The sequence below is a fragment of the Fictibacillus phosphorivorans genome, assembly GCF_001619875.1.
In the GTDB taxonomy this organism is placed as follows: domain Bacteria; phylum Bacillota; class Bacilli; order Bacillales; family Fictibacillaceae; genus Fictibacillus; species Fictibacillus phosphorivorans_B.
The window spans coordinates 102,765-127,061 of the sequence record NZ_LRFC01000039.1; the positions used below are offsets into that span (position 1 = coordinate 102,765).

Sequence of the window (24,297 nt, forward strand, 5' to 3'; positions counted from 1 at the left end):
ATGCTTATACAAAGTCAAAAATTAAGACTTTTCACTGAAAATTTCGTCTAGTTTAAATGCCTCTTCAACTGTTTTAGGATAATGAATATCACGTAATTTTTTCCATGTTTGATCTGTAACCTGTTCAATAAATTTATGTCTTTCTAAAAAGTGAAGATAACCTCTCATTGCGTTTTTCCAGGATTCATTGATATATGGGAAATCTCTTACTTGTAAGATCCTCTTTTGAAGCAGCCTCTCAAACTCTTGCTCAATAAAGTTAATGGAGAATAGTGAAACAGACAATTTTTCAATCATAAATAACAAATAGGTCTGCCACAAATAAGGAGAAGTTTCGAAGTGATAATAACCATTAGAAGGCACTCCTGCAAGCGGGGGAAATAGTGTTAAGGAGCGGTGATTAAAATATAAAACTTTTTTAAAATACATAACAGAGGGAGAAGTATTTTTAAATGCAGTCATCCTCCATGTCGTTTTTTGCTTAAGCCATAAGTTTTTATAATGTAGAAACTCTTCTTCATTATAGGTTTGTGATACCTCTTGAAAATAATTAAAATTCTTTGAGGAAAACCTGTACGAAATAGCAGCAGATTTCCTTTGCGAAAGAGGAAGAATGTTTCTGAGGAGTACAAACTGATCCTGAAGAGGGCAATAATAATGAAGAAAAAGGTTACCAGCATTGTCTTTCTTTGCTGCTGAAAGATCTGTACTTTGAATCAAATGTAGAAAGTTTCCTTTATGCGTTAACCGCTTCAATCCAAAAATCCAATCTGATTGTATGTTAAGAGACTGATAACCTTGAATCCTGCTTCTTAATTGGTCTTGGCTTATCGACGCACATTGAAACTCAATCGCATGGTTATGCTTCGAAAGAAACAAATCAGGGCGCTGGGCAATATCACGTAAATAAAATTCAACAATCGGTTCTTCAGATAATGCTATGAGCCACTTATACAGACCTTTTTTACCGAGCATATGATAGTTCGTTTCAGCTTCATGAAACCCTGCACATTCCTCATATGAACGATGTGCAAAATGCCAAGTCTTTTTCATACCGCACTTTGGAATTACTTTACTTTGGCAAACCGGACATAAGAGTCCCCCTTCTTTATTTTTTGCAACCCATTCCTCTTTTGTTGAATCACCTACCATATCAACAAATTGATTCTTATATAGCGCTACCAGCACTCCATTCACCTCAATATCATTTTATTTTAATGATGAAAGAAGCAGATAGAATTGTCATATTCCGGTTTGCTCAATAATGCGTTGAGAAAGTGCTAGTATTGTAGAAGAACACTTTGTAAAAAAACAAAAACCGATTTCAATGAATCTGAAATCGGCTATATCCTATAATTTAAAATGTTTTTGTATGTGTTCTAAAGCTCCATCAGAAACAATTGTTTTTCCGTACTCTTGAACGCGATAAACGGATAAATCTGAATCATTTCCGTACTCTAAGAGCTGGGCCAATAAATCATCTTGTTCTCGATCTGATGTTTCTACATTGAATGTTACATATAAATAATATTTGCCCTGGAAGTGAAACAGAGCGTTTTCAAAGGACGAAGAATCGATGGTATGACTTAATGAGATAACATCTTCAAAGTCTCCAAACGAAATCAAGAATGACAGGTAATCTTCCTCAGTTTCTTCTAATTCATCAAATTCCTCTTCTGCTTGAAATTGCTGATCTAATAGTTGTTCAATATTTTGATCAACAGGCAAATCTAATTTATCATCACCGATTGGCAGCTCAATTTTTTTACCGTCTTTAGACATTTGAGCACGAGTTACAATAATTTCAAGACCTTTATCCAGAGCCTGTACTTGAATCCACAGAGGACCTTCTAATGGAAACTGCTCTTGCTGATGTGCTTCGTCCATCATTTCCCAAAAGAGTTCTTCTCCTCTTTCGCGATCAGACCATATTTCTTCACGGTCGAAACCGCGCTCTTCAATATCTCTGTACGTAATGAAAAATTTAATAGTGAACTCATTCACTCTTTCAATTTCCATTCTGCTTCTCTCCCTTCTCTCCGGTTTGTTCGTGAAGGGATAAATACCCCTAGAAAAAAGCAAATCTTATTTCCTTTTATTCTCCGTCAAAAAATCAATCACAATTAAACCTCTTGTACCTTATTCTATGACAAAACGGAAAATATGGAAATAAAAAAGGCCTGTTTAATCTGCCCTTTTTTAACCCTATGAAGATAATGAATTTAAAGCGCCCAACTTGACGCAGATGACCAAGCTAGACTATAATTCAAAGGTCTTTAAGGTTAACATATTGTACCATAAATCATCTGAAATTTCATTACATACGGGGGGTTTACGTTTGGAAACAGAATTTCTGATATCCTTGCTGCAAATCATTGCAATCGATATTCTTCTCGGCGGAGACAACGCAATTGTCATTGCCCTTGCCAGCAGAAACTTACCAGAGAAACAAAGAAATAAAGCCATCTTCTTAGGTACAGGACTTGCTATAGTGGTTCGTGTAGTACTAACCATTGTAGCTGTTTACTTATTAAATATTCCTTTCTTATATCTTGCTGGAGGAATCTTACTGTTAATCATTGCTTACAAGCTTATTTTAGAAGAAGATGAAGAACTTGATGTAAAAGCGGGTAAAAACTTATCAGATGCCGTAAAAACTATCGTATTTGCTGATATTGCTATGGGACTTGATAACGTGCTCGCAGTGGCAGGTGCTGCCCATGGAAATATTGTTCTCGTTGTCATTGGACTATTAGTATCTGTACCCATTATTATATGGGGAAGCAAAATAATATTGCACTTTATGGAACGTTTTCCTGTTTTAATTTATATCGGAGCTGGTGTCCTGGCATTTACTTCAGCTGGAATGATCGTGGAAGAACGAATGATTCATTCCGTTTTTGAAGGGAACGATTTGCTAAAATACGGTTTATACGTATTCTTAGTTGTAGGTGTCATTCTTGCTGGAATCCTGACTAATACTTTTAAGAAAAAACGTGCTAAATAAGAAGAAGTCTCGCAGGGATGCGAGACTTCTTTATTTTTGACAACAAAACTTCCGCCTTCAAAAAGCGGAAGTTTCGTTTTTATTCATTTACAAGACGCTGTGCTTCCATAAGCTGAAACGTACGTACTCGTCTTGGTAAGAAACGACGAATTTCGTCTTCGTTATAACCAACTTGCAAACGTTTTTCATCCAGGATAATTGGTCTGCGTAATAGGCCTGGATGGTCTGCAATCAATTGATATAAGTCTTGCAAAGGCATGGATTCAAGATTAATGTTTAGTTCCTGGAACGTTTTAGAACGAGTAGAGATGATCTCGTCTGTACCGTCCTCTGTCATTCTCAAGATTTGCTTAACTTCTTCTATTGATAAAGGTTCTGAAAAAATATTTCTTTCTTGATAAGGAATGTCATTCTCTTTTAACCATGCTTTTGCTTTCCGGCATGATGTACAGCTCGGCGAAGTAAATAGTGTGACCATAGTGGATCTCTCCTTCCCCTCTCTCTGATTTAGATACTTTAAAAAAGTTATTAAATCATTCATAGTATACTACACATTTTACATTTTCGGTAGAGGTTATACAGACTTTTGTACATTTTTACGAATTTGTCATACAAATGTAATACGTCAAACACCTATACAACTTGTCTTACATAACATGACTTTATCTACATATATATAGACGTATTACCCAAGAATAAGTTTCATAAAACATAAAAAAAATAAAAGAGTGGCAAAAGACCACTCTTTTTTTATGCAATCGTTTTTTTCAATTGAGATGCAGGGCCTTTTCTAGCAATGTTTGGCTTAAAATGTTTAAGATTCTTCTTAAGCATTTCTTTTAATAGCTCACGCTTTGTTTTTTTCTTTTTGTCTTTTTGTTTCATCCTGATCATCCTCCTTTAAAAAGGAAAATAGTAATATTACTCTGAAACAAGTTTTTCTTGTGAATCTACCGCCTTATCCTCAATCTGTTCTGGCTTAGGAACTAAGCTGCCTTGATCGAGTGTCAGCACTTCATTTGCTGGCTGATAAGATTTACCGTACAATTCATTATCTTTGTACGTGTGTACTTCATTATACGTCTTTTTCATGTTTTCATAAATAGTTTCTTCAGATTCTTCTGTTGGTGACCAATATAGAATCTCCATTTCATTTATTTCATTTGTAGCTAAAGAACGTCTTCTATATGCAATACTTGATGCATGTTCAAAACCTTCACGTGTATAAAAGCGCAGTCGTTTTTCAGTGTCTGTATCTTCATAGTCAACCGGCTCTACTTCTAATAATATCGGTTTCTTTTTTGCCTTCAATTTCTCAATAAGCTTATGACCGAGACCTTGTCCCCTAGCATCCTTAGAAACAAATAAGTAATCAATAAAAACAAAGTCTGGAAGTTCAACGTACATTAAAACGTGATGTTTTCCTTCATCTTTATGATAAATATCACTTTTTTCATCCAGTAACAGTTCCATATGTTCTTTTGATTTCATCTCTTCAATCGGAAAATATTGATTTAACTTCTCATACCAATTCATTGTTTCCTCATCAGCTCCTTTAATTATGGTGATTTATTATAGTTTTCCCTCTTTCTTCCTTTGTTATCATGAGATACAATAAAGAAAGAAGTACGTGGTGAACTCGTTGTTATAAGGAGGAGTCCTCATTTGATTTCATTCTTTACCGATTTAGTGTTAGTAGCTCTATGTGTGGTTGGTATTACAGCACTGATGGGAACCATTTCCCAAGTCATCGCGGTAAAATTGTTCGGCGGTAAAAAAGTTTCTCATTTTGTGGATAAATCGAAGTCCTTTCAAGAGAACTGGAGTCCTGTAAAAAGAAGATAAAAAATCGAACAACCCGTGAATTTTGGGTTGTTTTTTACATTTCAAGTTCGAACTGCTTTATAATACAAGGGTAGCATACATAATAGAGGTGTACAAATGCATAGAAACCTTAGAACGTTTATTAATCAATTAAGATCAGAAAAAGAGATCGTTGAAATTCATGCTGAAGTTGATCCATATTTAGAAATTCCTGAGATCCATAGACGCGTTATTGATGAAGAGGGCCCAGCCCTTCTATTTACAAATGTTAAAGGGAAAGACATACCGGTAGTAACAAATCTGTTTGGCACTATTAAACGGGTAGACATGGCTTTCGGACCTAAACCAGAACAACTGGTCAAAGAACTTGTTGGGTCTATTGATGAGTTAATGCCACCTTCCCCTTCAGTATTATGGAAGAAAAAAGGGATGATCAAAGATGTGTTATCTCTTGGTACAAAGAAAGTTAGCAAAAGTAAAGCTCCATTGTTAGAAACGTTTACTACTAACGTCAACATGAAAGACCTGCCTGCATTAACAGGCTGGCATCTAGATAGCAATCCATTTGTTACTCTTCCACTTGTGTATACAGAACATCCTGATAAGCATGAGCACAATCTGGGCATGTACAGAATAGAGATTAAGGAAGAAAACAAAACAGGGATTCACTGGCAAATTCATAAAGGTGGCGGTTTCCACCACTATGCAGCCGAACAGAAAAACGAAGCACTTCCTGTAACATTGTTCTTAGGGGGCCCTCCATCCTTAATGATTTCTGCGATTGCCCCACTGCCAGAGGCTGTTCCTGAACTTATGTTTTCATCGATGTTAATGGGTGAAAAGCTAAGTCTTGCACATGTTGATGGGCATCCGCATCCATTGATTGCGGAAGCTGAATTTGCGTTTGGCGGTGTTGTTCCACCACATGTGAGAGAACCTGAAGGACCTTTTGGTGATCACTATGGGTATTACTCATGGGCACATGATTTCCCTGTGTTTAACGTTGATAAGATGTGGAAACGAAAAGACGCGATCTATCCTGCTACGGTCGTAGGAAAACCGAAACAAGAAGATTATTTTATCGGGGAATATTTGCAGCGGTTAATGAGCCCGTTGTTCCCAGTTGTCATGAATGGTGTGCGTGATCTATGGACCTATGCAGAAACCGGATTCCACGCACTTGCAGGTGCTGTAGTACGTGAATCGTATTATAAAGAAGGCTTGGCACATGCTTTCCGTATTATGGGTGAAGGTCAGCTTACGTTAACGAAGTTTTTAATGGTAACGAATAAGCCTGTAAACCTTCAAAACTTTGCAGAACTAGCTGAAGGTGTATTGGAAAGATTCCTGCCTGAACGTGATTTATTGATCATTCATGATACTTCTATGGATACCCTTGATTATACGGGTCGAAAATTCAATACCGGATCCAAAGCAATCATGACAGGACTTGGTGAACCCGTTCGTGAATTAAAACGTTCGTATGAAGGTGGAACCATTTCCGGCATTGATAATGTAGGTGTATTTTGTGGAGGCTGTTTAACGGTTAGCGGTCCATCCTTCAACGAAGCTCCTGATTTTGCAGAACATTTACTCAAAAACAGTCATGACTCCTTCAAGGACTGGCCATTAGTATTTCTTGTTGATGATGCTTCTATTGCTGCAACACAAGCTGAATTTTTATGGACAACCTTTACCCGATTCGACCCAGCATATGATGTATATGCAAAAAGTACGATCGATCGTAATCGAATTAAGTATGAAGGCACCATTATTATTGATGCAAGGATGAAACCTTTCTATCCGGATGTGGTGGAAACTCGTGAGGATATCGATAAACTGGTTACTAATCGTTGGGATGAGTACTTTAAAAAGTAATTTTCACGGCAAAAAAAGAAGCGAATATTCGCTTCTTTTTTTAATTTATTTTGTTGATATATTGTCCAAACGGTGTTATTGTATATAACAATATACATTTTTATAGAAAGGAGAAATCTTATGCGAAATATTACTTTACTTGATTTATACAAACACCCTCATGTTCAGAAATATGTAAAGCGTTCTGGAATGGTTCATGCGATTTCGACTGCTTACCATGCCTATCGGTTAGCTGTTAAAAATGGTGTTGATCCTGATTTGGCAACAAAAGCAGCTTTCCTTCATGATATTGGTCATTACACTTGGTATAGAAATGGACACTGGGATTATGACATGTATAAAGAAAATGACATTCATGCCATTAAAGGAGCAGAACGTGCACATCGAGTGTTAGTTTCCTTAGGTGAAGATCGGAAAAATGCAAAAGAAATTGCCCTTGCTATTTTACTGCATACCGATTCTTATTTACCTGCTGGCTCATTAAACTTAAACCCCTTGCAACAGGTTGTTGCTTTTGCAGATGAAGCGGACGAAGAACCAGGCGGAAGCCACCACTACCGTACAATTAGTGATAGAAAAGCGATAACCATGCTTAAAAAATTAGATGAAATGGTAGATGAATATCATGAAGAAGAAAAAGTAAAACACTCTGTTTCCTAGGAAGGAAAAGAGTGTTTTTAACATACTTATTAGTAAGCGACAAAGCCGATCGCTTTTTCCCCTGAATATGTCCCAATCGTGCTTCCGAATCGAGTATAGATTACTTTTGGGAAACTTGATAAAGAAAACAGTTCATCAAATTCCTTTTTCACCTCGTCTGTGGAAGAAAAACTATGAATTAAATAAAGAGGCTTTTCTGGATTTTCAGCTTTCCATTCTGAGATAATTTCTTTCATTTTAGATAGTCCTTTTTTACTTCCTCTAAACTTACCGATTGTCTCAACAACTCCATCAACGATAGAAATCATTGGTTTAATATTCAGCATCCCAGCAATTGCACCTTGAACGGTAGAAATTCTTCCACCTTTTTTAAGGTTTTCTAATGTTTCAAGAAGAACGTAAGCTTTTATGCCTGTTTTCGTTTTATTAAGCTGATTCACAATCTCACTTAATGATTTCCCTTCTTGATGCATTTGAATCGCTTCATTCAATAAAATCTGTACGCCTCCAGAAGCAATTCCCGAATCAATGATCGTTACTTTTTCTTGTTCATCTTCCTTCAGCATGTTTTTTGCGATAGTAGCACTTTGGACGGTGCCGCTTAAATTAGATGAAATACCAATATAAAGTACATCATTCCCCTTATCAACTTCTTTTTGGAATGTTTCATAAAAAGATTGAGGGGATGGCTGGCTTGTCTTTGGTAATTCAGGTTCAGTAGACATGCGTCCATAAAATTCATCTTCAGTAATAGTAACTCCATCTAAATAGTGGTCTTCACCAAATTGTACATTTAACGGAACTACCGTTAAAGAATATTCCAGATTTTCTTGATTTATTTTAAGGTCAGTTGCACTGTCAATTATAAAACTAAGGTTCATATTGTTCTACCCCATTTCTGCTTCTCGTTCTAATAGTAGGGATGTGCAAAGAATTTCATAGGACTTTTGTATACGCTTTACACACTGATTTTAGTTTAACATAAAAAACAGCCTCCTGTAAGGAAGGAGACTGTTTAAAATGTGTTAATTATTTTGTTTAACAGCTTCTTCATCGTATAGATGACAAGCTACCCAATGTCCTTCTCGTGCTTCTTGCCATTTTGGCTTAACAGCAGCACACACATCCATTGCATGCGGGCAGCGTGTACGGAATCTGCAGCCGCTTGGAGGATTGATCGGACTCGGAACATCACCTTCTAAGATGATACGCTCACGGCTTCTTTCTAATTCAGGATCCGGAACTGGAATCGCTGATAAAAGAGCTTGTGTATAAGGGTGCAACGGCTCTTCGTAAAGCTCATCACTCGAAGTAAGTTCTACGATATTACCTAGGTACATTACACCAACACGATCAGAAATGTGTTTAACCATTGATAGATCATGGGCAATAAATAGGTAAGTAAGTCCGCGCTCTTTTTGAAGTTCCATCATCAAGTTTACCACTTGGGCTTGGATGGATACATCAAGTGCTGAAATAGGCTCATCAGCAATGATAAAGTCTGGATCCACAGCTAGAGCACGTGCGATCCCGATACGCTGGCGCTGACCACCTGAGAATTCATGCGGATAGCGATTTGCGTGTTCTTTATTCAAACCAACTGTTTCAAGAAGCTCGTATACACGGTTGTCACGATCTTTCTTTGTTTTAGCTAGTCCGTGAATATCAATACCTTCTGCAATGATATCTTTAACAGTCATACGCGGGTTTAGTGATGCGTATGGATCTTGGAATATCATCTGCATCTTACGGTTGAATTTCTTTAGCTCTGAACGAGATTTCTTATCGTGAACGTCTACACCTTCATAAGAGACTTCACCATCTGTTGCATCATACAAACGAATAATCGTACGTCCAGTCGTAGATTTACCACACCCTGACTCTCCTACAAGTCCAAGTGTTTCACCTTTATAAATATCGAAGGAAACATCATCTACTGCTTTTAGTACACCCTTTTTTCCAGCTGGGAAATATTTTTTTAAGTTTTTTACTTCTAGTAACTTTTCTCTTTCTACTACTGACATTATCGAGCACCCCCAACTACTGCCGCTTCTGGCGGTTCAACTTTCGGCGCTCGCTCATCTAATAACCAGCAAGCAGCTTTGTGAGAAGAAGAAACGTCAGTTACATCTGGCATATGATCCATACAAACTTCCATTGCATATGGACAACGAGCAGCAAAAGGACATCCTTTTGGCGGGTTCATCAAATCTGGCGGTGTACCAGGAATCGCCAATAACTCTTTTGATTCTGCGTTAAGTTTCGGCATAGAAGCCAATAGTCCCCAAGTATATGGATGTTTAGGCTTATAGAAAATCTCATCTACTGTACCTGTTTCAACAATGACTCCACCATACATAACCGCTACACGTTGAGCCAGGTTTGCTACTACACCAAGGTCATGTGTGATTAAAACAATAGCTGTTCCTGTTTTGTCCTGAAGATCTCTCATCAAGTCCAGAATCTGGGCTTGAATAGTAACATCAAGCGCAGTTGTCGGTTCGTCCGCAATTAGTACTTTAGGATTACAAGCAAGTGCGATCGCAATTACAACACGCTGACGCATTCCGCCTGAAAATTGGTGAGGATATTCTTCAACACGCAGTTCAGGATTTGGGATACCTACTAGTTTCAATAGGTTTATTGAACGCTCTTTCGCTTCACTTTTACTCATGTTTTGGTGTTTGCGAAGACCTTCCATGATCTGCTTACCGATTGTCATTGTCGGATTAAGTGAAGTCATAGGGTCTTGGAAGATCATTGAGATCTCAGCACCACGAATCTTTTCCATTTCTCGTTCAGTTGCTTTTGCAAGGTCTTTACCTTGAAAACGAATTTGGCCTTCTTTAATAGAACCAATTTTATTAGGAAGCAATCTCATGATCGCTTTTGAAGTAACCGATTTACCTGAACCGGACTCTCCTACGATTGCAAGTGATTCACCTTTGTCTAGTTTAAAGCTAACACCACGAACGGCCTTAACTTCTCCCCCATATGTCTGGAAGGAGACATGTAGGTTTTCTAATTCTAATAGTTTTTCCATTTATAAATCTCCTTCCTATCTTCTCATTTTCGGATCAAGTGCATCACGTAATCCATCCCCTAATAAGTTAAAGCTGATCATCAGGACACATAGAATCGCAGCCGGATATATGGCTAAATGTGGATAAATCCTCAATGATCTAAAACCATCAGAGATCAGGGCTCCAAGAGAAGCAGTCGGTGGTTGAATACCTAGTCCGATAAAGCTTAGGAATGCTTCAAAGAAGATAGCTCCTGGGATTGTGAACGTACTTGTAATTATAATTGCCCCTAACGTATTAGGAAGCAAATGCTTTGTAATTAATCTTCCATTTGTCGACCCAAGTGTTTTCGATGCTAAAACAAACTCACGATTCTTTAATGAAAGAATTTGTGCACGAACGATACGAGACATCCCAATCCACCCTGTAATAACAAGGGCTAGTGTAATAGAGAGGATCCCTGGATCAAGTATAATGATAAACAAAATGATTACTACTAGGTTTGGAATACCATACAAGATTTCAACAAATCTTTGCATTGTATCATCAACTCGTCCGCCATAAAAAGCAGAGATTCCTCCATAAGCTACACCAACGATTAAATCAATCGTTGCTGCAAGGAATGCAATATACAAGGAGATTTGTGTACCTTTCCAAACACGGACCCATTGGTCACGACCTAGTACATCTGTTCCAAACCAAAATTTTTGGTCTGCAGGAATGTTTTTCATCTCATATTGATTTACACCACGAATGTCTACACCATTAACACCTAAAAATTCTACTTTTTCTAATCCCGGAATTTTAGGAGGTAAGTTAGCTCTCATTAACTCTTGATCATCCACTCCATACTTGCTAAAAGACGGGGCAATCAATGAGAAGACTATGATAAAAACAATCGCAAATAGTCCAGCCATTGCTGCTTTATTCATTTTTAAACGTCTAAAGGCATCCTGCCAAAAGCTCAAACTTGGCTTTGAAATCTCTTCACTTTTTCCTGTTACTAATTGAGCAGGACGAAATAAATCTGGTGTTAGTTTTCTTTCTGACATACTCATTATGATTTACCTCCTGCTACACGAATACGAGGGTCAATGATTCCATAAAGAATATCAACGACTAAAATGATAGCAATAATAAGAAAACTATAGAATAAAGTAGTTCCCATAATTACTGGGTAATCATTTAGATTAATACTCTTTACGAACTGTTCACCAATACCAGGTATTGCAAAAATATTTTCTATTACTAAAGACCCCGTAATAAGTCCGATAGACAAAGGTCCTAGAATTGTGATAATCGGGATCATACTGTTACGTACACAGTGTTTTAAAATTACTGCGTTCTTGCTGATTCCTTTTGAACGAGCCATTAATATATAGTCAGTACCTAAAATCTCAAGCATTTCAGTACGCATAAATCGTGCCACGGTAGCGATTACTCCTACGGATAGAGAGAATGCCGGCAAGATATGGTACTCCGGTCCATTCCAAAAAGCAACTGGAAGCCACTGCAATTTAACACCAAAGTAGTATTGCACAAGTCCTGCAAATACAAAGGATGGAATGGCAATTCCGAATACTGCAACGATCATAGCTCCATAGTCTATAAACGTATTATGTTTAAGTGCTGCAGCTATACCAAGAACTAAGCCGACTAACGTTCCAAATACCAATGCCTCAAAACCGACAGTAGCTGATGGCCCCATACCATTTGCAATCATTGATGTAACGGTACGTCCGTCAAACTGAAACGTATATCCTAAATCACCCTGTGCCAATTTCCCTAGATAATTTATATATTGAACAGGCACCGGGTCATTTAACCCGTATTTTTCGTTTAGAGCATAACGCTGAGTCTCAGTTAACTTATCTTGATTGTTAAAAGGAGAACCCGGTAATAACTTCATTAAAAAGAATGTAAGTGTTGCTATGATCAGCAGTGTTAACAACATTGCAAAAACACGCTTCGTTATATAACGCAACATTACACACACCTCCCCCAAATGTCTCAAACTTAATGTTTTGAAATCTTTCTGTAATATCTATCTTAAGGGACAAAATATTTTATATCAATAGAAAATATTCTTTTTTCGACATTTTCTGATATCTTTTTATATTTTATAAAAAATTGTACTTTTCTTATTTACAGGCAAAAAAGAGAGTACATGTCAGGAACACATGTACTCTCCTGAGAAAAACTATATACTATTTTTCAATAGAATATTATTGTTTTCCTTCAATGTAAGCCCACTTGTAAGAAACATCAGCTCCGAATAAGTGATGAGCTAAACCTTTAACATAAGGCTTTTGAAGGCCAGTTACACCACGTTGGTATAGTGGAGAGATCGCTTGATCTTCGAATAATACTTTCTCAGCTTCAAGCATAGTTTCCCAACGCTTCTTCTCATCAGTTTCTTTCTTAGCACTTTCGATTAACTTGTCATACTCAGGGTTAGAGTAAGCCATTTGGTTGTGCGGTCCATCTGTAATAAACATGTCAAGGAAAGTCATAGGATCTTGATAGTCAGGTCCCCAACCAGCGTAAGAGAAGTCATACTCCCCTTTAGACTCTAACTCAAGCTTTTGCTTAAATGGTTGTGCTTTAATGCTAACTTTGATTCCAGGAAGGTTCTTTTCAAGTTGGTTCTTGAAGAACTCACCCATTTTCTTAGCGCCATCAGAATCGTAGTTCAATAGCTCAAGTTCAACTGAATCTTTACCAAGTTCTTTTAGACCAGCAGCCCAAAGTTCTTTAGCTTTTTCTAAATCATATCCACCGAAGTTGCCGTTCGTTTTACGGTAGTCTTCGCCGTCTGGACCAGGAGTAAATTCACCAGGTACTAGGTAGTAAGCAGGTGTAGAACCGTTGTTAAGAAGAACGTCTACCATTGATTGCTTGTCATAAGCCATGTCGATCGCTTTACGGATGTTAGCGTTCTTAAGAGCTTCTGATTTTTGGTTTAAACGTAGGAAGAATACTGTAGCTTCTCCACGAGTGTAAAGATCTTCGTGATCTTTGTACTGATCAACATATTCCATGCTTAGACCAGTGATATCTGTTTGACCAGTTTCATAAAGGTTAACGCTTGTAGCAACGTCTTTAACGATTTTAACGTTAATTTCGTCTAATTTTACGTTGTCTTTATCCCAGTAGTTATCGTTTTTCTTGTACTGCCATCCTTCGTTGTGTTTCCACTCGTTAAGTACGAAAGGACCGTTGTATAATAGAGTGTTAGCTTCTAAAGCGTACTTGTCGCCTTGAGACTTAACAAACTCTTCTTTTTGCGGGTAGAATGTTGCGAATCCAGTTAATCCTAAGAAATAAGGAGCTGGAGCTTCAAGAGTTACTTCAAGAGTAGTGTCGTCAACTGCTTTAACACCTAATTGATCTACTTTACCGTATAATGGGTCACCATCAGTTTGGATCGCGTTAGCGTTCTTTACAGGTCCCATGATGTAAGCATACTCAGAAAGAGTATCTGGAGATAATGCTTTTTGCCAAGCGTATACGAAATCTTTCGCTACTACTTGAGATCCATCGCTCCATTTAGCGTTTGGATTTAATTTGAACGTGTAAACTGTTCCATCTTCACTTACTTCGTGGCTTTCAGCAACACCTTCAGTTGGCTTGTTGTCTTTATCAAGACGGTACAAACCTTCCATAACGTTGTTCATTACTTCGAATGATACAGAGTCTGTTGCTTGTGAAGAGTCCATTGAAGGGATTTCTTCCCCATCAAGGATGTTAAGTACTTGCGGCTCAGCTGGCTTATCCGATTTTGTTCCTTCGTCGCCGCCTTTAGCTTTCTCGTCGCCATCTTTGCTTCCACCACTACAAGCTGCTAAGAACATGCTTAGAACAAGTACTAGTGTAAGAAGCAATGACCATTTTGACTTCTTCATGTGTTGACCTCCCCTTTTTATCCTGTTAATTTGTTAGCAGATAAAAGCATCAAGAATTATCAGATATTTTCATCTACAAGTTCGATTATACAAGTTTTCAAACAATTGTGCATTTATTTTTTTTAAGAGTTTTACAAAAAGCCCATTATATTTACTTTTCCTTAACAAAAAATAGGTATAAATACCTATATCGTGTGAGGGTTTATTTTCTGATAATTCTACAAATTTTACCAAAATTATGTGTAAACTAGCATGGATATTACATTCTCGATTTTTTGTGATGTGAGGACGTGCCTAGGACATGAAGATAATTCGTCAATTTTATATTTCATTTGTTACAATGGGAGTATAGTCTGACGGTATAATCCAAATTTTGTGGTACATTTTTAAATGTTTATGGTGTATTTCTTACTACTTGGAGGCATAATTGATGAACTTACTTGTAAAGAGGATTCTGATGATATCAGCATTCCCTGTCTTAATAGCATTTGGAGCTACTTTAATTACTACCGGACCAATTACTCTTGAAAAATACATTAATACGCTTTTTTATTTTTCAATATCGATCGCACTTATAGGGATAGCATTATATGTAGTGAAAGGTGGTTTTTTTGATTTCTTTACGTATAGCTTTAAAAGAGTAACTAAAGCTCTTTCTAAAGCTCCAGAAATTGATGATCAGATTGCCTTTAAAACGAACTTTCACCTGTCGGAGCGTGTAAATGATTCTTATATGAAGTCGTTTCTGTACAGCGGTCTACTTTTAACTTTTATTTCAATTGCCGTTGCATATCTTTTGTAATTTGTGTATACTACTAAAAAATAAATGACACATGCGATGATAAAGAAGAGTACATGGTGTGAAACTTTCAGAGAGTCTGTGGCTGGTGCAAACAGACAGTGGATCATGATGGAATGGGCTTTTGAGCATTCTGACCGAACCTTTAGAAGTAGGCTCAGACGTGTAGATGTCCGCACGATATAAATGGACAGCGTATCGGTTCATCCTGTACGTTTTGAGTGATTTTCTTTTGTTTGAGAATTATAAGGGTGGCACCGCGGTCCATTCGTCCCTTGCTATAAGGCGACGAGTGGGCCTTTTTATATTTATTTTAAAGAATAAAGGAGAGATGAATCATGTCTGTAATCTTCTCAGGCATACAGCCGAGCGGAAATTTAACGATCGGCAACTATATTGGAGCAATGAGACATTTTGTCGAGCTTCAACATGAACATGAATGCTACTTCTGCGTTGTAAATCAGCACGCAATTACAGTAGCACAAGATCCAGTTGAACTTAAAAAGAATAGCAGGAACTTAGCAGCACTATACTTAGCTGCAGGTATTGATCCTGTTAAGTCTACTATTTTCATTCAATCTGATGTTCCCGCGCACACCAAAATGGGATGGATGCTTCAGTGTGTAACATACATCGGAGAATTAGAGCGCATGACACAGTTTAAGGACAAATCAACAGGGAAAGAAGCTGTTTCAGCAGGATTGTTAACATATCCCCCATTGATGGCAGCAGATATTCTTCTTTATAACACTGGAATTGTGCCTGTAGGTGATGATCAGAAGCAACATCTTGAACTTACGAGGGATATTGCAGAGCGCTTTAATAAGAAGTATCGCGATATTTTTGTAATTCCAGAGCCAAGGATCGCTTCTGAAGGAGCTAGAATCATGTCACTTGTTGATCCTGAGAAAAAGATGAGTAAATCTGATCCAAACCAAAATGCATTCATCTCCATGCTCGATGATGAGTCTGTCATTTTAAAGAAAATCAAGCGTGCTACAACCGATTCCGATGGTGTAGTAGCTTATGATAAAGAGAATAAACCAGGAATCTCTAACTTGCTTACGATCTATTCTCAACTGACTGGAGAAAGTATATCTTCTCTAGTTGAGAAATACGAAGGAAAAGGTTACGGAGACTTTAAACAAGGTGTTGCAGAAGCTGTTATTAATACGTTAAAACCCATTCAAGATCGTTATAAAGAATACGTTGATTCTTCTGAGCTAGATGATATTCTTGATCAAGGGGCTGAAAAAGCAAACTTTGTAGCAAATAAAACGTTAAATAAAGCGGAGCGTGCGATGGGGCTAGCTCGTAAAAGAATTTAATAGCTGATTTATAGCTGTATAGCAGATTCAAATTTGATAACAGCGATAACAGCAGCAAATCAATTCTTAAATATAAAAATATCAAAAAACCAGTGGAGCATAACATTATGATTCTCCACTGGTTTTTTAACAAACTGTTTATCTCGGATGCGCTGGTATTTCTCGGATGGCGCTCTTTCAGCGAGCCTTAAGGCTCACTTAGAGAGCATAAAACACCGTGAACGAGCATAAAACCTCGGGAGCGAGCATAAATCTTCGCGAACGAGCATAAAACCCCGTGAACGAGCATATAACGCGTTCATACTCACCAAAAACCAAAAAAAGCTGGCATCCGCACACGCGGAGCCAGCTTATTTAAGTGGTTTAATTCACTTGAGTTCCATTTTCAAGTTCCCATATCTTTTCAAAGTAAGGTTGTCCTTTTACTAGTCGTTCACACATATCCATATGTTTTTTGGACCAACCGCTTTTTAGTTCACAGTACAGGGCGTCCCATGCTTCGTCAAAATCCATTCTTTGAATTCTTCCGTATTGCTCTGGCATCCATTCGGTGCACCAATATCTCATCTCAGCTACATTTTTTGTTGAATGCAATTGATCTAGAGTCATAAAAAGAAGTTGCTTTAATTGTCTTTCTTTACGGGTTAACCCTCTCATACTGTCAGGGTTTGGAGAAAGAATGTGATATTCCTTGCTCATCTGCTTTTCGCTAAACGTATATACAGAAGTTTCGGTCTGCTCTGCCATTTCAAAGACGAGTTGTTCTTGTCTTGGAATGAGTCTGCTCTTACGGATTGGGATTCTGTAACCCATTGTATCAACAATGAGTGATTTCTTTTCATCCGTGATGATAAAGCAGTGTTCTAGCTGTACGCGCTGGTTGTTCTTTCTGACATAAGCTTTTTGATGGACTTCTTCTAGCAGTGCATCAGGAAGGTCATTTAAGTCATTTTCAATGTAGTGAAAGAGTGTGGATTCTATTTTAATAATGGGTACTTGGTCCAACAACTCAATGTAGTCGTCTTTTCGCCATTCATGAAACTCACAAACGTTGTAGCCATTCTCTTCTCCTTCAAACCAGTTGACCCAAACATCACGTAAGTATAACATCTGTACCCCTCACTTTTTTACCGATTTGTATTTAAAATCAGTATAGTCAGAGGTTGTCTTTTTTATTCTAAATTAAGGTAATTTACTCGAAGTATGCAAAAACCCCGCTTTCAAAAGAAAACGGGATTTTTTATTCGTATTATTCTTCTATTTTCTTAAATACAAGCGACGCATTGTGCCCGCCAAATCCAAGCGAATTGCTGAGAACAGCCTTCACTTCAGCAGATCGAGCAGTATTAGGAACATAGTCGAGATCACACTCTTCATCAGGTGTTTCATAGTTAATCGTTGGAGGCAGAATATTCTCTTGTATCGCTTTAACAGAGAAAATCGCTTCAATTCCGCCGGCAGCACCTAATAAATGACCTGTCATGGACTTTGTCGAACTCACTGGTATATTGTAAGCATGCTCATTAAACACAGCTTTAATTGCTGCAGTTTCAAATTTATCATTATAATCAGTGCTTGTTCCGTGTGCGTTAATATACGAAATGTCCTCAGGTGTCAGACCGCTGTCCTCAACTGCCTGTCTCATCGCACGAGCACCGCCTTCTCCACCAGGTGATGGCTGTGTAATATGATAAGCATCACCTGTTGCTCCATAACCTACGATTTCCGCGTAAATTTTAGCTCCGCGTTTTTTTGCAAATTCATATTCTTCAAGAACAAGAATACCAGCACCTTCTCCAATAATAAAACCACTTCTGTTTTTATCAAATGGACGGCTTGCTGTATTAGGATCCGGGTTAGTAGATAATGCACCAGCTTGGCAGAAGCCAGCAAGAGCCATATCTGTAATAGGGGCTTCAGTTCCGCCAGTCAACATAACATCAGCATCACCGCGCTGAATCACTTTGAATGCATCACCAATTGAGTTAGCGCCAGATGCACAAGCTGTTACGGTACATGAGTTCATGCCTTTTGCGCCAATTGTGATTGAAACTTGGCCAGAAGCCATGTCTGGAATCATCATCGGTACAAAGAATGGACTTACACGTCTTACACCTTTTGCTTCAAAGATTCGGAACTGCTCTTCATGCGTATCCATTCCACCGATACCAGAACCAATCCACACACCTACTCGCGGTGCGATTTCTTCAGTGATATCTAAATTAGCATCTTTAACAGCCATGATGGATGCTGCAACAGCAAATTGTGTGAAGCGATCCATTCTGCGTGCATCTCTTTTATCCATAAAATCTTCTGGTTTAAATTCTGTTGCTTCTGCGGCAACTTTTACAGGAAACTTTTCTGCGTCTCTTCTTGTTAGCGGACCTACACCGCTTTGACCTTCAACAATCTTTTTCCATGTTTCTTCTACACTGTTTCCAAGAGGTGTTACGGCTCCCATGCCTGTTACGACTACTCTTTTTTTCATTGTAAAACCAACTCTCCTTTGTACATCATTGTTGGATGAAGCTTATCTTCCCCAGCGAAGCGCAACTGCTCCCCAAGTAAGTCCGCCACCGAATCCAACAAGTACGATTGTATGATCTTCTTTTATTCTACCATCTTTTAGTGCTTCTTTTAATGCCATCGGAATAGATGCTGACGATGTGTTGCCGAAGCGATCAATCGTCATGACCATTTTTTCTTTCGGAAGTTCTAATCTTTCTCTTGATGCTTCCATAATTCTGATATTCGCTTGATGAGGTATTAAAAAATCAACATCTTCTTTAGAAAGTCCAGCTTTATGAACGACATTTAGAGATGACTCACCCATTTGCCGCACTGCAAATTTAAATACTTCGCGTCCGTTCATATGGATAAATTCATTTTGATAAAGATGTTTTGCACCTGTCCCATCAGATCCAAGTTCAAAAGAAAGAATACCTCTTCCTTCACTTACCTTAGATAGTACCGCAGCACCAGCTCCATCTCCAAAAAGTACAGCTGTATTGCGATCTTTCCAGTCTGTAATCTTTGATAGCTTTTCTGCTCCAACGACTAGAACGTTTTTGTAGGTCCCTGTTTCAATAAATTGCTTTGCAACGACTAAACCGTAGATAAAACCTGCACATGCGGCACTGACATCCATCGCTACAGCGTTTTTGGCACCTAAATAATCTTGGAGCTGACAAGCAACTGAAGGAAAAGGATTATCTGGTGTAACGGTAGCCACTACGATAAGATCGATCTCTTCCGCAGCAATACCTGCATCTTTCAACGCATCCTGAGCTGCAAATCGAGCCATATGAGACGTTGTCATCGATTCTTCTGCAATTCTGCGTTCTACGATTCCTGTTCGAGTCCGAATCCACTCGTCATTTGTATCAACCATTTTTTCCAGGTCGGAGTTCGCTAGAATTTTTTCAGGGATATAGCTTCCCATCCCTATGATTCCTGCATTCATAACATTACCCCTTTGGCTTTAGTTTATTTTTAATATAATCCTTTTCACTCACATAGAGGTGAGCTTTTGAAATCTTTTATAATCAAATATTATGACCTGGTACTAATTTTATGATATCTCTTATAATTTGTCTAGTTAAAGTTCTTTTCTTTCACCAATACAGGGCTTAGGGCATATCCTGTATGGAAGAAAAATGTAAGTTTAGCGAAATTGATATTAGGAGTGGTTCAAAATGCATCATTCTCAACCTAGACAACAGCCCATGTATCCTCCACAGTTTCCTGGACGTTTCCCAATGGGCCCTAATCAGCAGCAGCATATGCAGCAAGGTTTCCCACCTCCACAACACTTTGGTGGCCCTGGATTCAGAGGCATGCCTGTTCCTTTTCACCAACCAATGCCTCGACCATTTTTACATTCTTTCAGAACGCAGGAAGGCTCACTTGATTATAATAAAATCTTCGCCGTAATCGACCAATCCGTTAAAGTCGCACAACAGATCTCCCCTATCTTCTCTGCGTTTAAGAAGAAGTAAAAAAGCCAACCCGACATGGGCTGGCTTTTTCTTATGTTTACTTATTCTCTTCTTTTCCAAGTTCGTACGCGTCATTCATCACATTCATTAAAAGTTGAAGCATCGGCTGAACATCTTCCATGCCTAATTCGATCCCTTTTTTCTCAAGAAAAGCCTGTGCTTCAGGCAGATGACTCATAGCGATCTGCATAAATTTCATGTTGCGCTCTGTATCCATTTTTTTAGACCTCCCTAACAATATGTACAAGGTATAATAACCCGCTTTCTATTATAAAGAAAAATGAGTGCTGAACAAATGTTTTGTGAGATTGTTTAATAAGTAATCCCTGAAGTTTTGGTTTTATTCCCGCGAGATTTGGTAATTATCCCGCGAGTTTTACTACTATATCCACGGGTTGATTTAAATCGACATGAATAATCTATGCAATACCCTAAAGCCTACGTTCATTGCAGTAATCAAAGAAGGCGTCCCGAATATTCAGGAGCACCTATACAGCTATATTTCTTTTGAATTTGGCTTTGATTTTTTGTTTTTGTTTCTAAAATGCATAATTTGCTTCATGATGCCTTCTTTTATTTTTGTCTTTGCACGAAATCCAAGCTCTGCTTCCGCTTTTTCCCCTTTAATCCTCATCTTTCTTTTTTCTTTAAATGTTAATTTATCTGCTTTTAATTCGCTTAAGCCTTCCACCCACTGATTCGGGTTGCCGCTTGAAATGTTATAGATTTCATTTTTTGCTGAAGACTTTCCGGCTAAATACAGTGCTTCAGCTGCATCATCAACGAATAACACATCTTCTGTTATTGAATCTTTTGATATAGACTCATTTCTTTGGAGATCTTGATCTTCTATCGAGATCACTTGTTGGTACGTATGATGTTCTGGTTGCCCCGGTCCATAAACTGTAGGTAAACGCATAATCACAAAAGGAAAATCGTACTGTTCAGCCAACTGTTTTACCATATTTTCTTCAGTTAGCTTGATAAGTCCAAATAAAGTTTCAGGATTTTTAGGGGAACTTTCCAGAACATCACCTTGCCTTTTACCATAAACATCATATGAAGAAACGTATACAAGTTTTGTTTGGCTGTTAGCAAAAGATGCTACTTTTTTCAAAACAGAGACATGTCTTTGTACTTCATCCTCTATATTTGCCCACGGTGCAGTTGGTTTGATTGAACAAGCCAGGTGAAAGATCACATCACATCCGTTAGTATGAGGCTGAAGGTCAGCTTCATTAATATCCATAGGAAGATATTGAAATCCAGCATGGCGTGCAATATAGTCTATTCGATCAGGAGATGCTGCCATATCTATTCCGACGACATCAACTTCTTCATCCAATAAACGGCTGCACAAATGATAACCGATAAACCCTGCCGCTCCTGTTACAAATGCCTTTTTCATGTAAGAGCCTCCAGTTCCATTTTTCTCCTCTTACTATCCTATGGGGATGCTCCTAAGAATACGATACTTTTTTTCCATTCAAAAACCTCATTGAACACTTCTTTACAATGAGGTTCATAACAGTTTTTCATGATTTTTAAAAAAGGCTTGAAATGCCCTGGCTGGATTGAATGTCGTCTCAGGTACATGAATGGAAAGGGATATCGGGGCATTAAGATTTTGTCTTCTCTTTTCATAGGTCCTGCTATGATCTTTGAAATTAAATGCTACACCTCTTGCAGCATGCCATATCTGAACTGGGGTTTTCGCTTTAAGATCTTTTATGGAAGGAAGATTGTCAATAAGATGCTCTACGTTATCTACTTGCACTTGATAAGCTGAGCTAATCTCTCTGATCAATCTTTTGAAGAACAAACGGTTTTGTCTTTCATGGTTAAAATGACTCTTTAAGTCAATACATGGATTTATAAAAAGAGCGGAACGAATATGTTCTTCCATGTCCTCCATAAGCCGCAGCGCAACGAGCGAACCCATTCCCTCCGCGATCAAATGTATATTAGGATTTAAGATTTCATGTTTCATGACATAGTGGTACAGTCTCTTTGCAAGTATTACTGAAGAAGGACTGCCCCAATGTCTTCCATATAAATTAGAATAGAATATCGTGTAACCTTGATTCTTGAGGGATTGTATGAGGTTTGCGCGTTCAGTGTTTTGTTTCCAAAGACTTGTATATTCGTCCACATAATGGCTGCAGTCACCGATAATCATTACTGCGAAACCATTAGGCTGCTCTGGTAGATGTATGATGTTCCATTGATTATCAATTTGGAAAGTGCGTTTATCGATGCTCACAATTCTCCCCTCGCATTAGCTTTTCTTATCTAATGTATGCATGGGAAAATTTTTAGCCAAAGTTATCTGCCTAAGTTTTAAGAATCGAGCTCTTTTTTTAACTGCTCTAGCGTTTCTTTTCCTTGTGGAGTCAAGTTCTTTTCATCTTGTTCTTCTAACGCCTTCAATTCCTCCCACTTTTGCTCCATTTTTTTACCTCCCTATTTTTTGCCCATAAAAGTAATAACAAAATTCTTGTTTATGTACCTTCTTCTTTGTTCATGGGTTTTATCCTGTTAAGCTTGAACAATTTATGAAAATTATTAACATTTATGACATTATGTTAGATAAAATACAGAAAGAATCTTTCCCTTTATCTCAACTTTTGTTACTATACAGAAGGGTAAAGAATTCGTTTACATAAAGAGGTGAATGTAGCATGCGTTATATTTGGACGTTAATTTGGTCTTTATTATTAAGCAATATGATTTTTTATGTGCTTGTTTCAATGCAAGGCGGAACATTCGATTTTGTAAAAGCTTCTATTTTTGGAGTAATATTTACAGTCGTTATTTCTGTTTTAGGTGAATTGTTGCCAGCAAAAAGCGAAGAGATATAAGATAAAAACCCGGACTTTTTCCGGGTTTTTATATTTAGTTACGGTTTTCTTTTATATGTCCATACACGATTATGGTTTGTTGTTTCCGGAAAACGGTCACCTGCTGATAAGTGGATCTGCTGTGGATCATTTACCATGCTTCCGGTTTCACCGATTTCAACATACATCCCATTATTCGGTGCTTTTTGACCATGTTTAAAATGTTTATTCTGCCCCATTTGATGTACCCTCCTTTCTTTTATAGGTTACCCGCGGTTTGCATGATAACACTTGCTAAAAAAAAGAAGTAATAACAACAAAAATTTGCTTAATATGCGCTATTAACTCCCGCTACTGCATGTAAAGGAAACACACATCGATAAATTTGATAGCCTCGCACATCATACTGCGCTTCTTGATTGCGGTTTTCTTGCTGCTTTTCTACATATGGGATAGCAAAATAAACGTTTTGCTGATCAACATACTCGATAAACCCTGTATAGGTTATACCATCCATCAACATCAATTGAACATGCTGATTTCTATTTTTCATACATGTTTTATATATTTTTTTAAACGGTGAACGGCCCATACCGCCTGACTGCCCTCCGAAGTTTTGTGATCCTCCGAACGGAAATGGTTGCGGATACATATTACCCCCTCCTTTTACCACATCCTATTCAAAGGAAATGAAGATGGTACTTGTGCCCAAATTACTATTGTGAAGGGATTGAATAATGAGTGGAGAAAGGTACATGTGAGCTTTGCAGAAGAGAACCGGTTGAACTAACCGTTCATCACTTAATTCCAAAAGAAGAAGGCGGCCGTTTTTCAGAAACCGCTAACCTTTGTATTCCATGTCATAAACAAATTCATTTTCTATATACAAATGCCGAGCTTGCATTACTTTATGCTTCTATAGAATCTCTAAGAAATGCTCCTGAAATAAAAAAGTTTCTAAAGTGGTTAAAAAAGCAACCTGCCACCGCTTTACCACGAATGAAAAAGTCCAATCGACTAAAGAAGAGGAGATGA

Annotated in this window: 28 protein-coding genes and 1 other annotated feature; of the genes, 9 read left to right on the forward strand and 19 right to left on the reverse strand. The window is 37.9% G+C overall.

Annotated features, from left to right (window positions below):
• Positions 1–21 precede the first annotated feature (21 nt).
• Together AWM68_RS20485 and mecA are read right to left on the reverse strand one after the other, a co-directional pair.
• Positions 22–1,188, reverse strand: a complete 1,167-nt coding sequence (locus tag AWM68_RS20485) for a competence protein CoiA (protein ID WP_066245984.1) — start codon at positions 1,186–1,188, stop codon at positions 22–24.
• A gap of 162 nt (positions 1,189–1,350) precedes the next feature.
• Positions 1,351–2,019 carry an adaptor protein MecA gene (gene mecA / locus AWM68_RS20490; protein WP_066245985.1) on the reverse strand — a complete coding sequence of 223 codons (669 nt, stop codon included), beginning with the start codon at positions 2,017–2,019 and terminating at the stop codon, positions 1,351–1,353.
• A gap of 319 nt (positions 2,020–2,338) precedes the next feature.
• On the opposite strand from mecA, the gene AWM68_RS20495 reads away from it, so the two are divergent.
• Entirely contained in the window at positions 2,339–3,007 is a 669-nt protein-coding gene (locus AWM68_RS20495) for a TerC family protein (protein ID WP_066245986.1), read from the forward strand.
• A gap of 79 nt (positions 3,008–3,086) precedes the next feature.
• On the opposite strand, the gene spxA is transcribed toward AWM68_RS20495, so the two are convergent.
• The 3 genes from spxA to AWM68_RS20505 form a co-directional block, all read right to left on the reverse strand.
• A complete protein-coding gene (gene spxA / locus AWM68_RS20500; protein ID WP_066245987.1) occupies positions 3,087–3,485 on the reverse strand; it encodes a transcriptional regulator SpxA in 399 nt (132 codons plus the stop codon).
• Positions 3,486–3,757: 272 nt separating this feature from the next.
• The gene (locus AWM68_RS22060; protein ID WP_269446803.1) at positions 3,758–3,892 is read right to left on the reverse strand and encodes a hypothetical protein; all 135 of its coding nucleotides are present in this window, start codon (positions 3,890–3,892) and stop codon (positions 3,758–3,760) included.
• 36 nt (positions 3,893–3,928) lie between these two features.
• The gene (locus AWM68_RS20505; RefSeq protein WP_066245988.1) at positions 3,929–4,543 is read right to left on the reverse strand and encodes a GNAT family N-acetyltransferase; all 615 of its coding nucleotides are present in this window, start codon (positions 4,541–4,543) and stop codon (positions 3,929–3,931) included.
• Between the two features lie 129 nt (positions 4,544–4,672).
• Between AWM68_RS20505 and AWM68_RS20510 the strand changes: the two genes are divergently transcribed.
• From AWM68_RS20510 to AWM68_RS20520, 3 genes are all read left to right on the forward strand, one after another.
• Positions 4,673–4,852 carry a hypothetical protein gene (locus tag AWM68_RS20510; protein WP_066245989.1) on the forward strand — a complete coding sequence of 60 codons (180 nt, stop codon included), beginning with the start codon at positions 4,673–4,675 and terminating at the stop codon, positions 4,850–4,852.
• 96 nt (positions 4,853–4,948) lie between these two features.
• On the forward strand, positions 4,949–6,709 hold the full coding sequence (locus AWM68_RS20515; protein ID WP_066245990.1) for a UbiD family decarboxylase: 1,761 nt from the start codon (positions 4,949–4,951) through the stop codon (positions 6,707–6,709).
• Positions 6,710–6,829: 120 nt separating this feature from the next.
• Complete coding sequence (locus AWM68_RS20520; protein WP_066245991.1) at positions 6,830–7,369, forward strand: HD domain-containing protein; 540 nt, start codon at positions 6,830–6,832, stop codon at positions 7,367–7,369.
• Between the two features lie 29 nt (positions 7,370–7,398).
• Here AWM68_RS20520 and AWM68_RS20525 read toward each other — a convergent pair whose 3' ends face one another.
• From AWM68_RS20525 to AWM68_RS20550, 6 genes are all read right to left on the reverse strand, one after another.
• Positions 7,399–8,250, reverse strand: a complete 852-nt coding sequence (locus tag AWM68_RS20525; protein ID WP_066245992.1) for a DegV family protein — start codon at positions 8,248–8,250, stop codon at positions 7,399–7,401.
• Between the two features lie 144 nt (positions 8,251–8,394).
• Positions 8,395–9,393 (reverse strand): ABC transporter ATP-binding protein, encoded by a 999-nt coding sequence (locus AWM68_RS20530; RefSeq protein ID WP_066245993.1) that lies wholly within the window; start codon positions 9,391–9,393, stop codon positions 8,395–8,397.
• Positions 9,393–10,412 (reverse strand): ABC transporter ATP-binding protein, encoded by a 1,020-nt coding sequence (locus tag AWM68_RS20535; RefSeq protein ID WP_066245994.1) that lies wholly within the window; start codon positions 10,410–10,412, stop codon positions 9,393–9,395. Before AWM68_RS20535 ends, AWM68_RS20530 begins: the two co-directional genes overlap by 1 nt.
• A 15-nt stretch (positions 10,413–10,427) precedes the next feature.
• Complete coding sequence (opp3C, locus tag AWM68_RS20540; RefSeq protein ID WP_082820833.1) at positions 10,428–11,450, reverse strand: oligopeptide ABC transporter permease; 1,023 nt, start codon at positions 11,448–11,450, stop codon at positions 10,428–10,430.
• Positions 11,450–12,379, reverse strand: a complete 930-nt coding sequence (gene opp3b / locus AWM68_RS20545; RefSeq protein ID WP_066245996.1) for an oligopeptide ABC transporter permease — start codon at positions 12,377–12,379, stop codon at positions 11,450–11,452. Before opp3b ends, opp3C begins: the two co-directional genes overlap by 1 nt.
• Positions 12,380–12,617: 238 nt before the next feature.
• Complete coding sequence (locus AWM68_RS20550; RefSeq protein WP_066245997.1) at positions 12,618–14,297, reverse strand: peptide ABC transporter substrate-binding protein; 1,680 nt, start codon at positions 14,295–14,297, stop codon at positions 12,618–12,620.
• 430 nt (positions 14,298–14,727) lie between these two features.
• Between AWM68_RS20550 and AWM68_RS20555 the strand changes: the two genes are divergently transcribed.
• Complete coding sequence (locus AWM68_RS20555; RefSeq protein WP_066245998.1) at positions 14,728–15,099, forward strand: DUF3899 domain-containing protein; 372 nt, start codon at positions 14,728–14,730, stop codon at positions 15,097–15,099.
• 27 nt (positions 15,100–15,126) lie between these two features.
• Positions 15,127–15,375 (forward strand) — a binding site (T-box leader).
• A 59-nt stretch (positions 15,376–15,434) separates the two neighbouring features.
• Entirely contained in the window at positions 15,435–16,424 is a 990-nt protein-coding gene (trpS, locus tag AWM68_RS20560; protein ID WP_066245999.1) for a tryptophan--tRNA ligase, read from the forward strand.
• A gap of 363 nt (positions 16,425–16,787) precedes the next feature.
• Here the strand turns inward: trpS and AWM68_RS20565 are convergent, their stop codons facing one another.
• From AWM68_RS20565 to AWM68_RS20575, 3 genes are all read right to left on the reverse strand, one after another.
• Positions 16,788–17,534, reverse strand: a complete 747-nt coding sequence (locus AWM68_RS20565) for a YjbA family protein (protein WP_066246000.1) — start codon at positions 17,532–17,534, stop codon at positions 16,788–16,790.
• Between the two features lie 139 nt (positions 17,535–17,673).
• The gene (gene fabF / locus AWM68_RS20570) at positions 17,674–18,912 is read right to left on the reverse strand and encodes a beta-ketoacyl-ACP synthase II (protein ID WP_066246001.1); all 1,239 of its coding nucleotides are present in this window, start codon (positions 18,910–18,912) and stop codon (positions 17,674–17,676) included.
• Positions 18,913–18,954: 42 nt separating this feature from the next.
• A complete protein-coding gene (locus tag AWM68_RS20575; RefSeq protein ID WP_066246002.1) occupies positions 18,955–19,887 on the reverse strand; it encodes a beta-ketoacyl-ACP synthase III in 933 nt (310 codons plus the stop codon).
• Positions 19,888–20,119: 232 nt separating this feature from the next.
• On the opposite strand from AWM68_RS20575, the gene AWM68_RS20580 reads away from it, so the two are divergent.
• Positions 20,120–20,422, forward strand: coding sequence for a YppG family protein (locus tag AWM68_RS20580; RefSeq protein WP_066246003.1), 303 nt, complete (start codon positions 20,120–20,122; stop codon positions 20,420–20,422).
• Positions 20,423–20,459: 37 nt separating this feature from the next.
• Here the strand turns inward: AWM68_RS20580 and AWM68_RS20585 are convergent, their stop codons facing one another.
• From AWM68_RS20585 to AWM68_RS20595, 3 genes are all read right to left on the reverse strand, one after another.
• A complete protein-coding gene (locus tag AWM68_RS20585; protein WP_066246004.1) occupies positions 20,460–20,639 on the reverse strand; it encodes a ComZ family protein in 180 nt (59 codons plus the stop codon).
• A gap of 279 nt (positions 20,640–20,918) precedes the next feature.
• Positions 20,919–21,830: an NAD-dependent epimerase/dehydratase family protein gene (locus AWM68_RS20590; protein WP_066246005.1), complete on the reverse strand. Its 912-nt coding sequence runs from the start codon at positions 21,828–21,830 to the stop codon at positions 20,919–20,921.
• 114 nt (positions 21,831–21,944) lie between these two features.
• Entirely contained in the window at positions 21,945–22,685 is a 741-nt protein-coding gene (locus AWM68_RS20595; protein ID WP_066246006.1) for an alpha/beta hydrolase, read from the reverse strand.
• Between the two features lie 418 nt (positions 22,686–23,103).
• Between AWM68_RS20595 and AWM68_RS20600 the strand changes: the two genes are divergently transcribed.
• Positions 23,104–23,283 carry a YjzD family protein gene (locus AWM68_RS20600; protein WP_066246007.1) on the forward strand — a complete coding sequence of 60 codons (180 nt, stop codon included), beginning with the start codon at positions 23,104–23,106 and terminating at the stop codon, positions 23,281–23,283.
• Positions 23,284–23,321: 38 nt separating this feature from the next.
• On the opposite strand, the gene AWM68_RS20605 is transcribed toward AWM68_RS20600, so the two are convergent.
• Positions 23,322–23,501 (reverse strand): YjzC family protein, encoded by a 180-nt coding sequence (locus AWM68_RS20605; RefSeq protein ID WP_066246008.1) that lies wholly within the window; start codon positions 23,499–23,501, stop codon positions 23,322–23,324.
• A gap of 89 nt (positions 23,502–23,590) precedes the next feature.
• Entirely contained in the window at positions 23,591–23,914 is a 324-nt protein-coding gene (locus AWM68_RS20610; RefSeq protein WP_066246009.1) for a hypothetical protein, read from the reverse strand.
• Positions 23,915–24,003: 89 nt separating this feature from the next.
• Here AWM68_RS20610 and AWM68_RS20615 point away from each other — a divergent pair, with 89 nt between their 5' ends.
• The gene (locus AWM68_RS20615; RefSeq protein ID WP_066246010.1) at positions 24,004–24,297 is read left to right on the forward strand and encodes an HNH endonuclease; all 294 of its coding nucleotides are present in this window, start codon (positions 24,004–24,006) and stop codon (positions 24,295–24,297) included.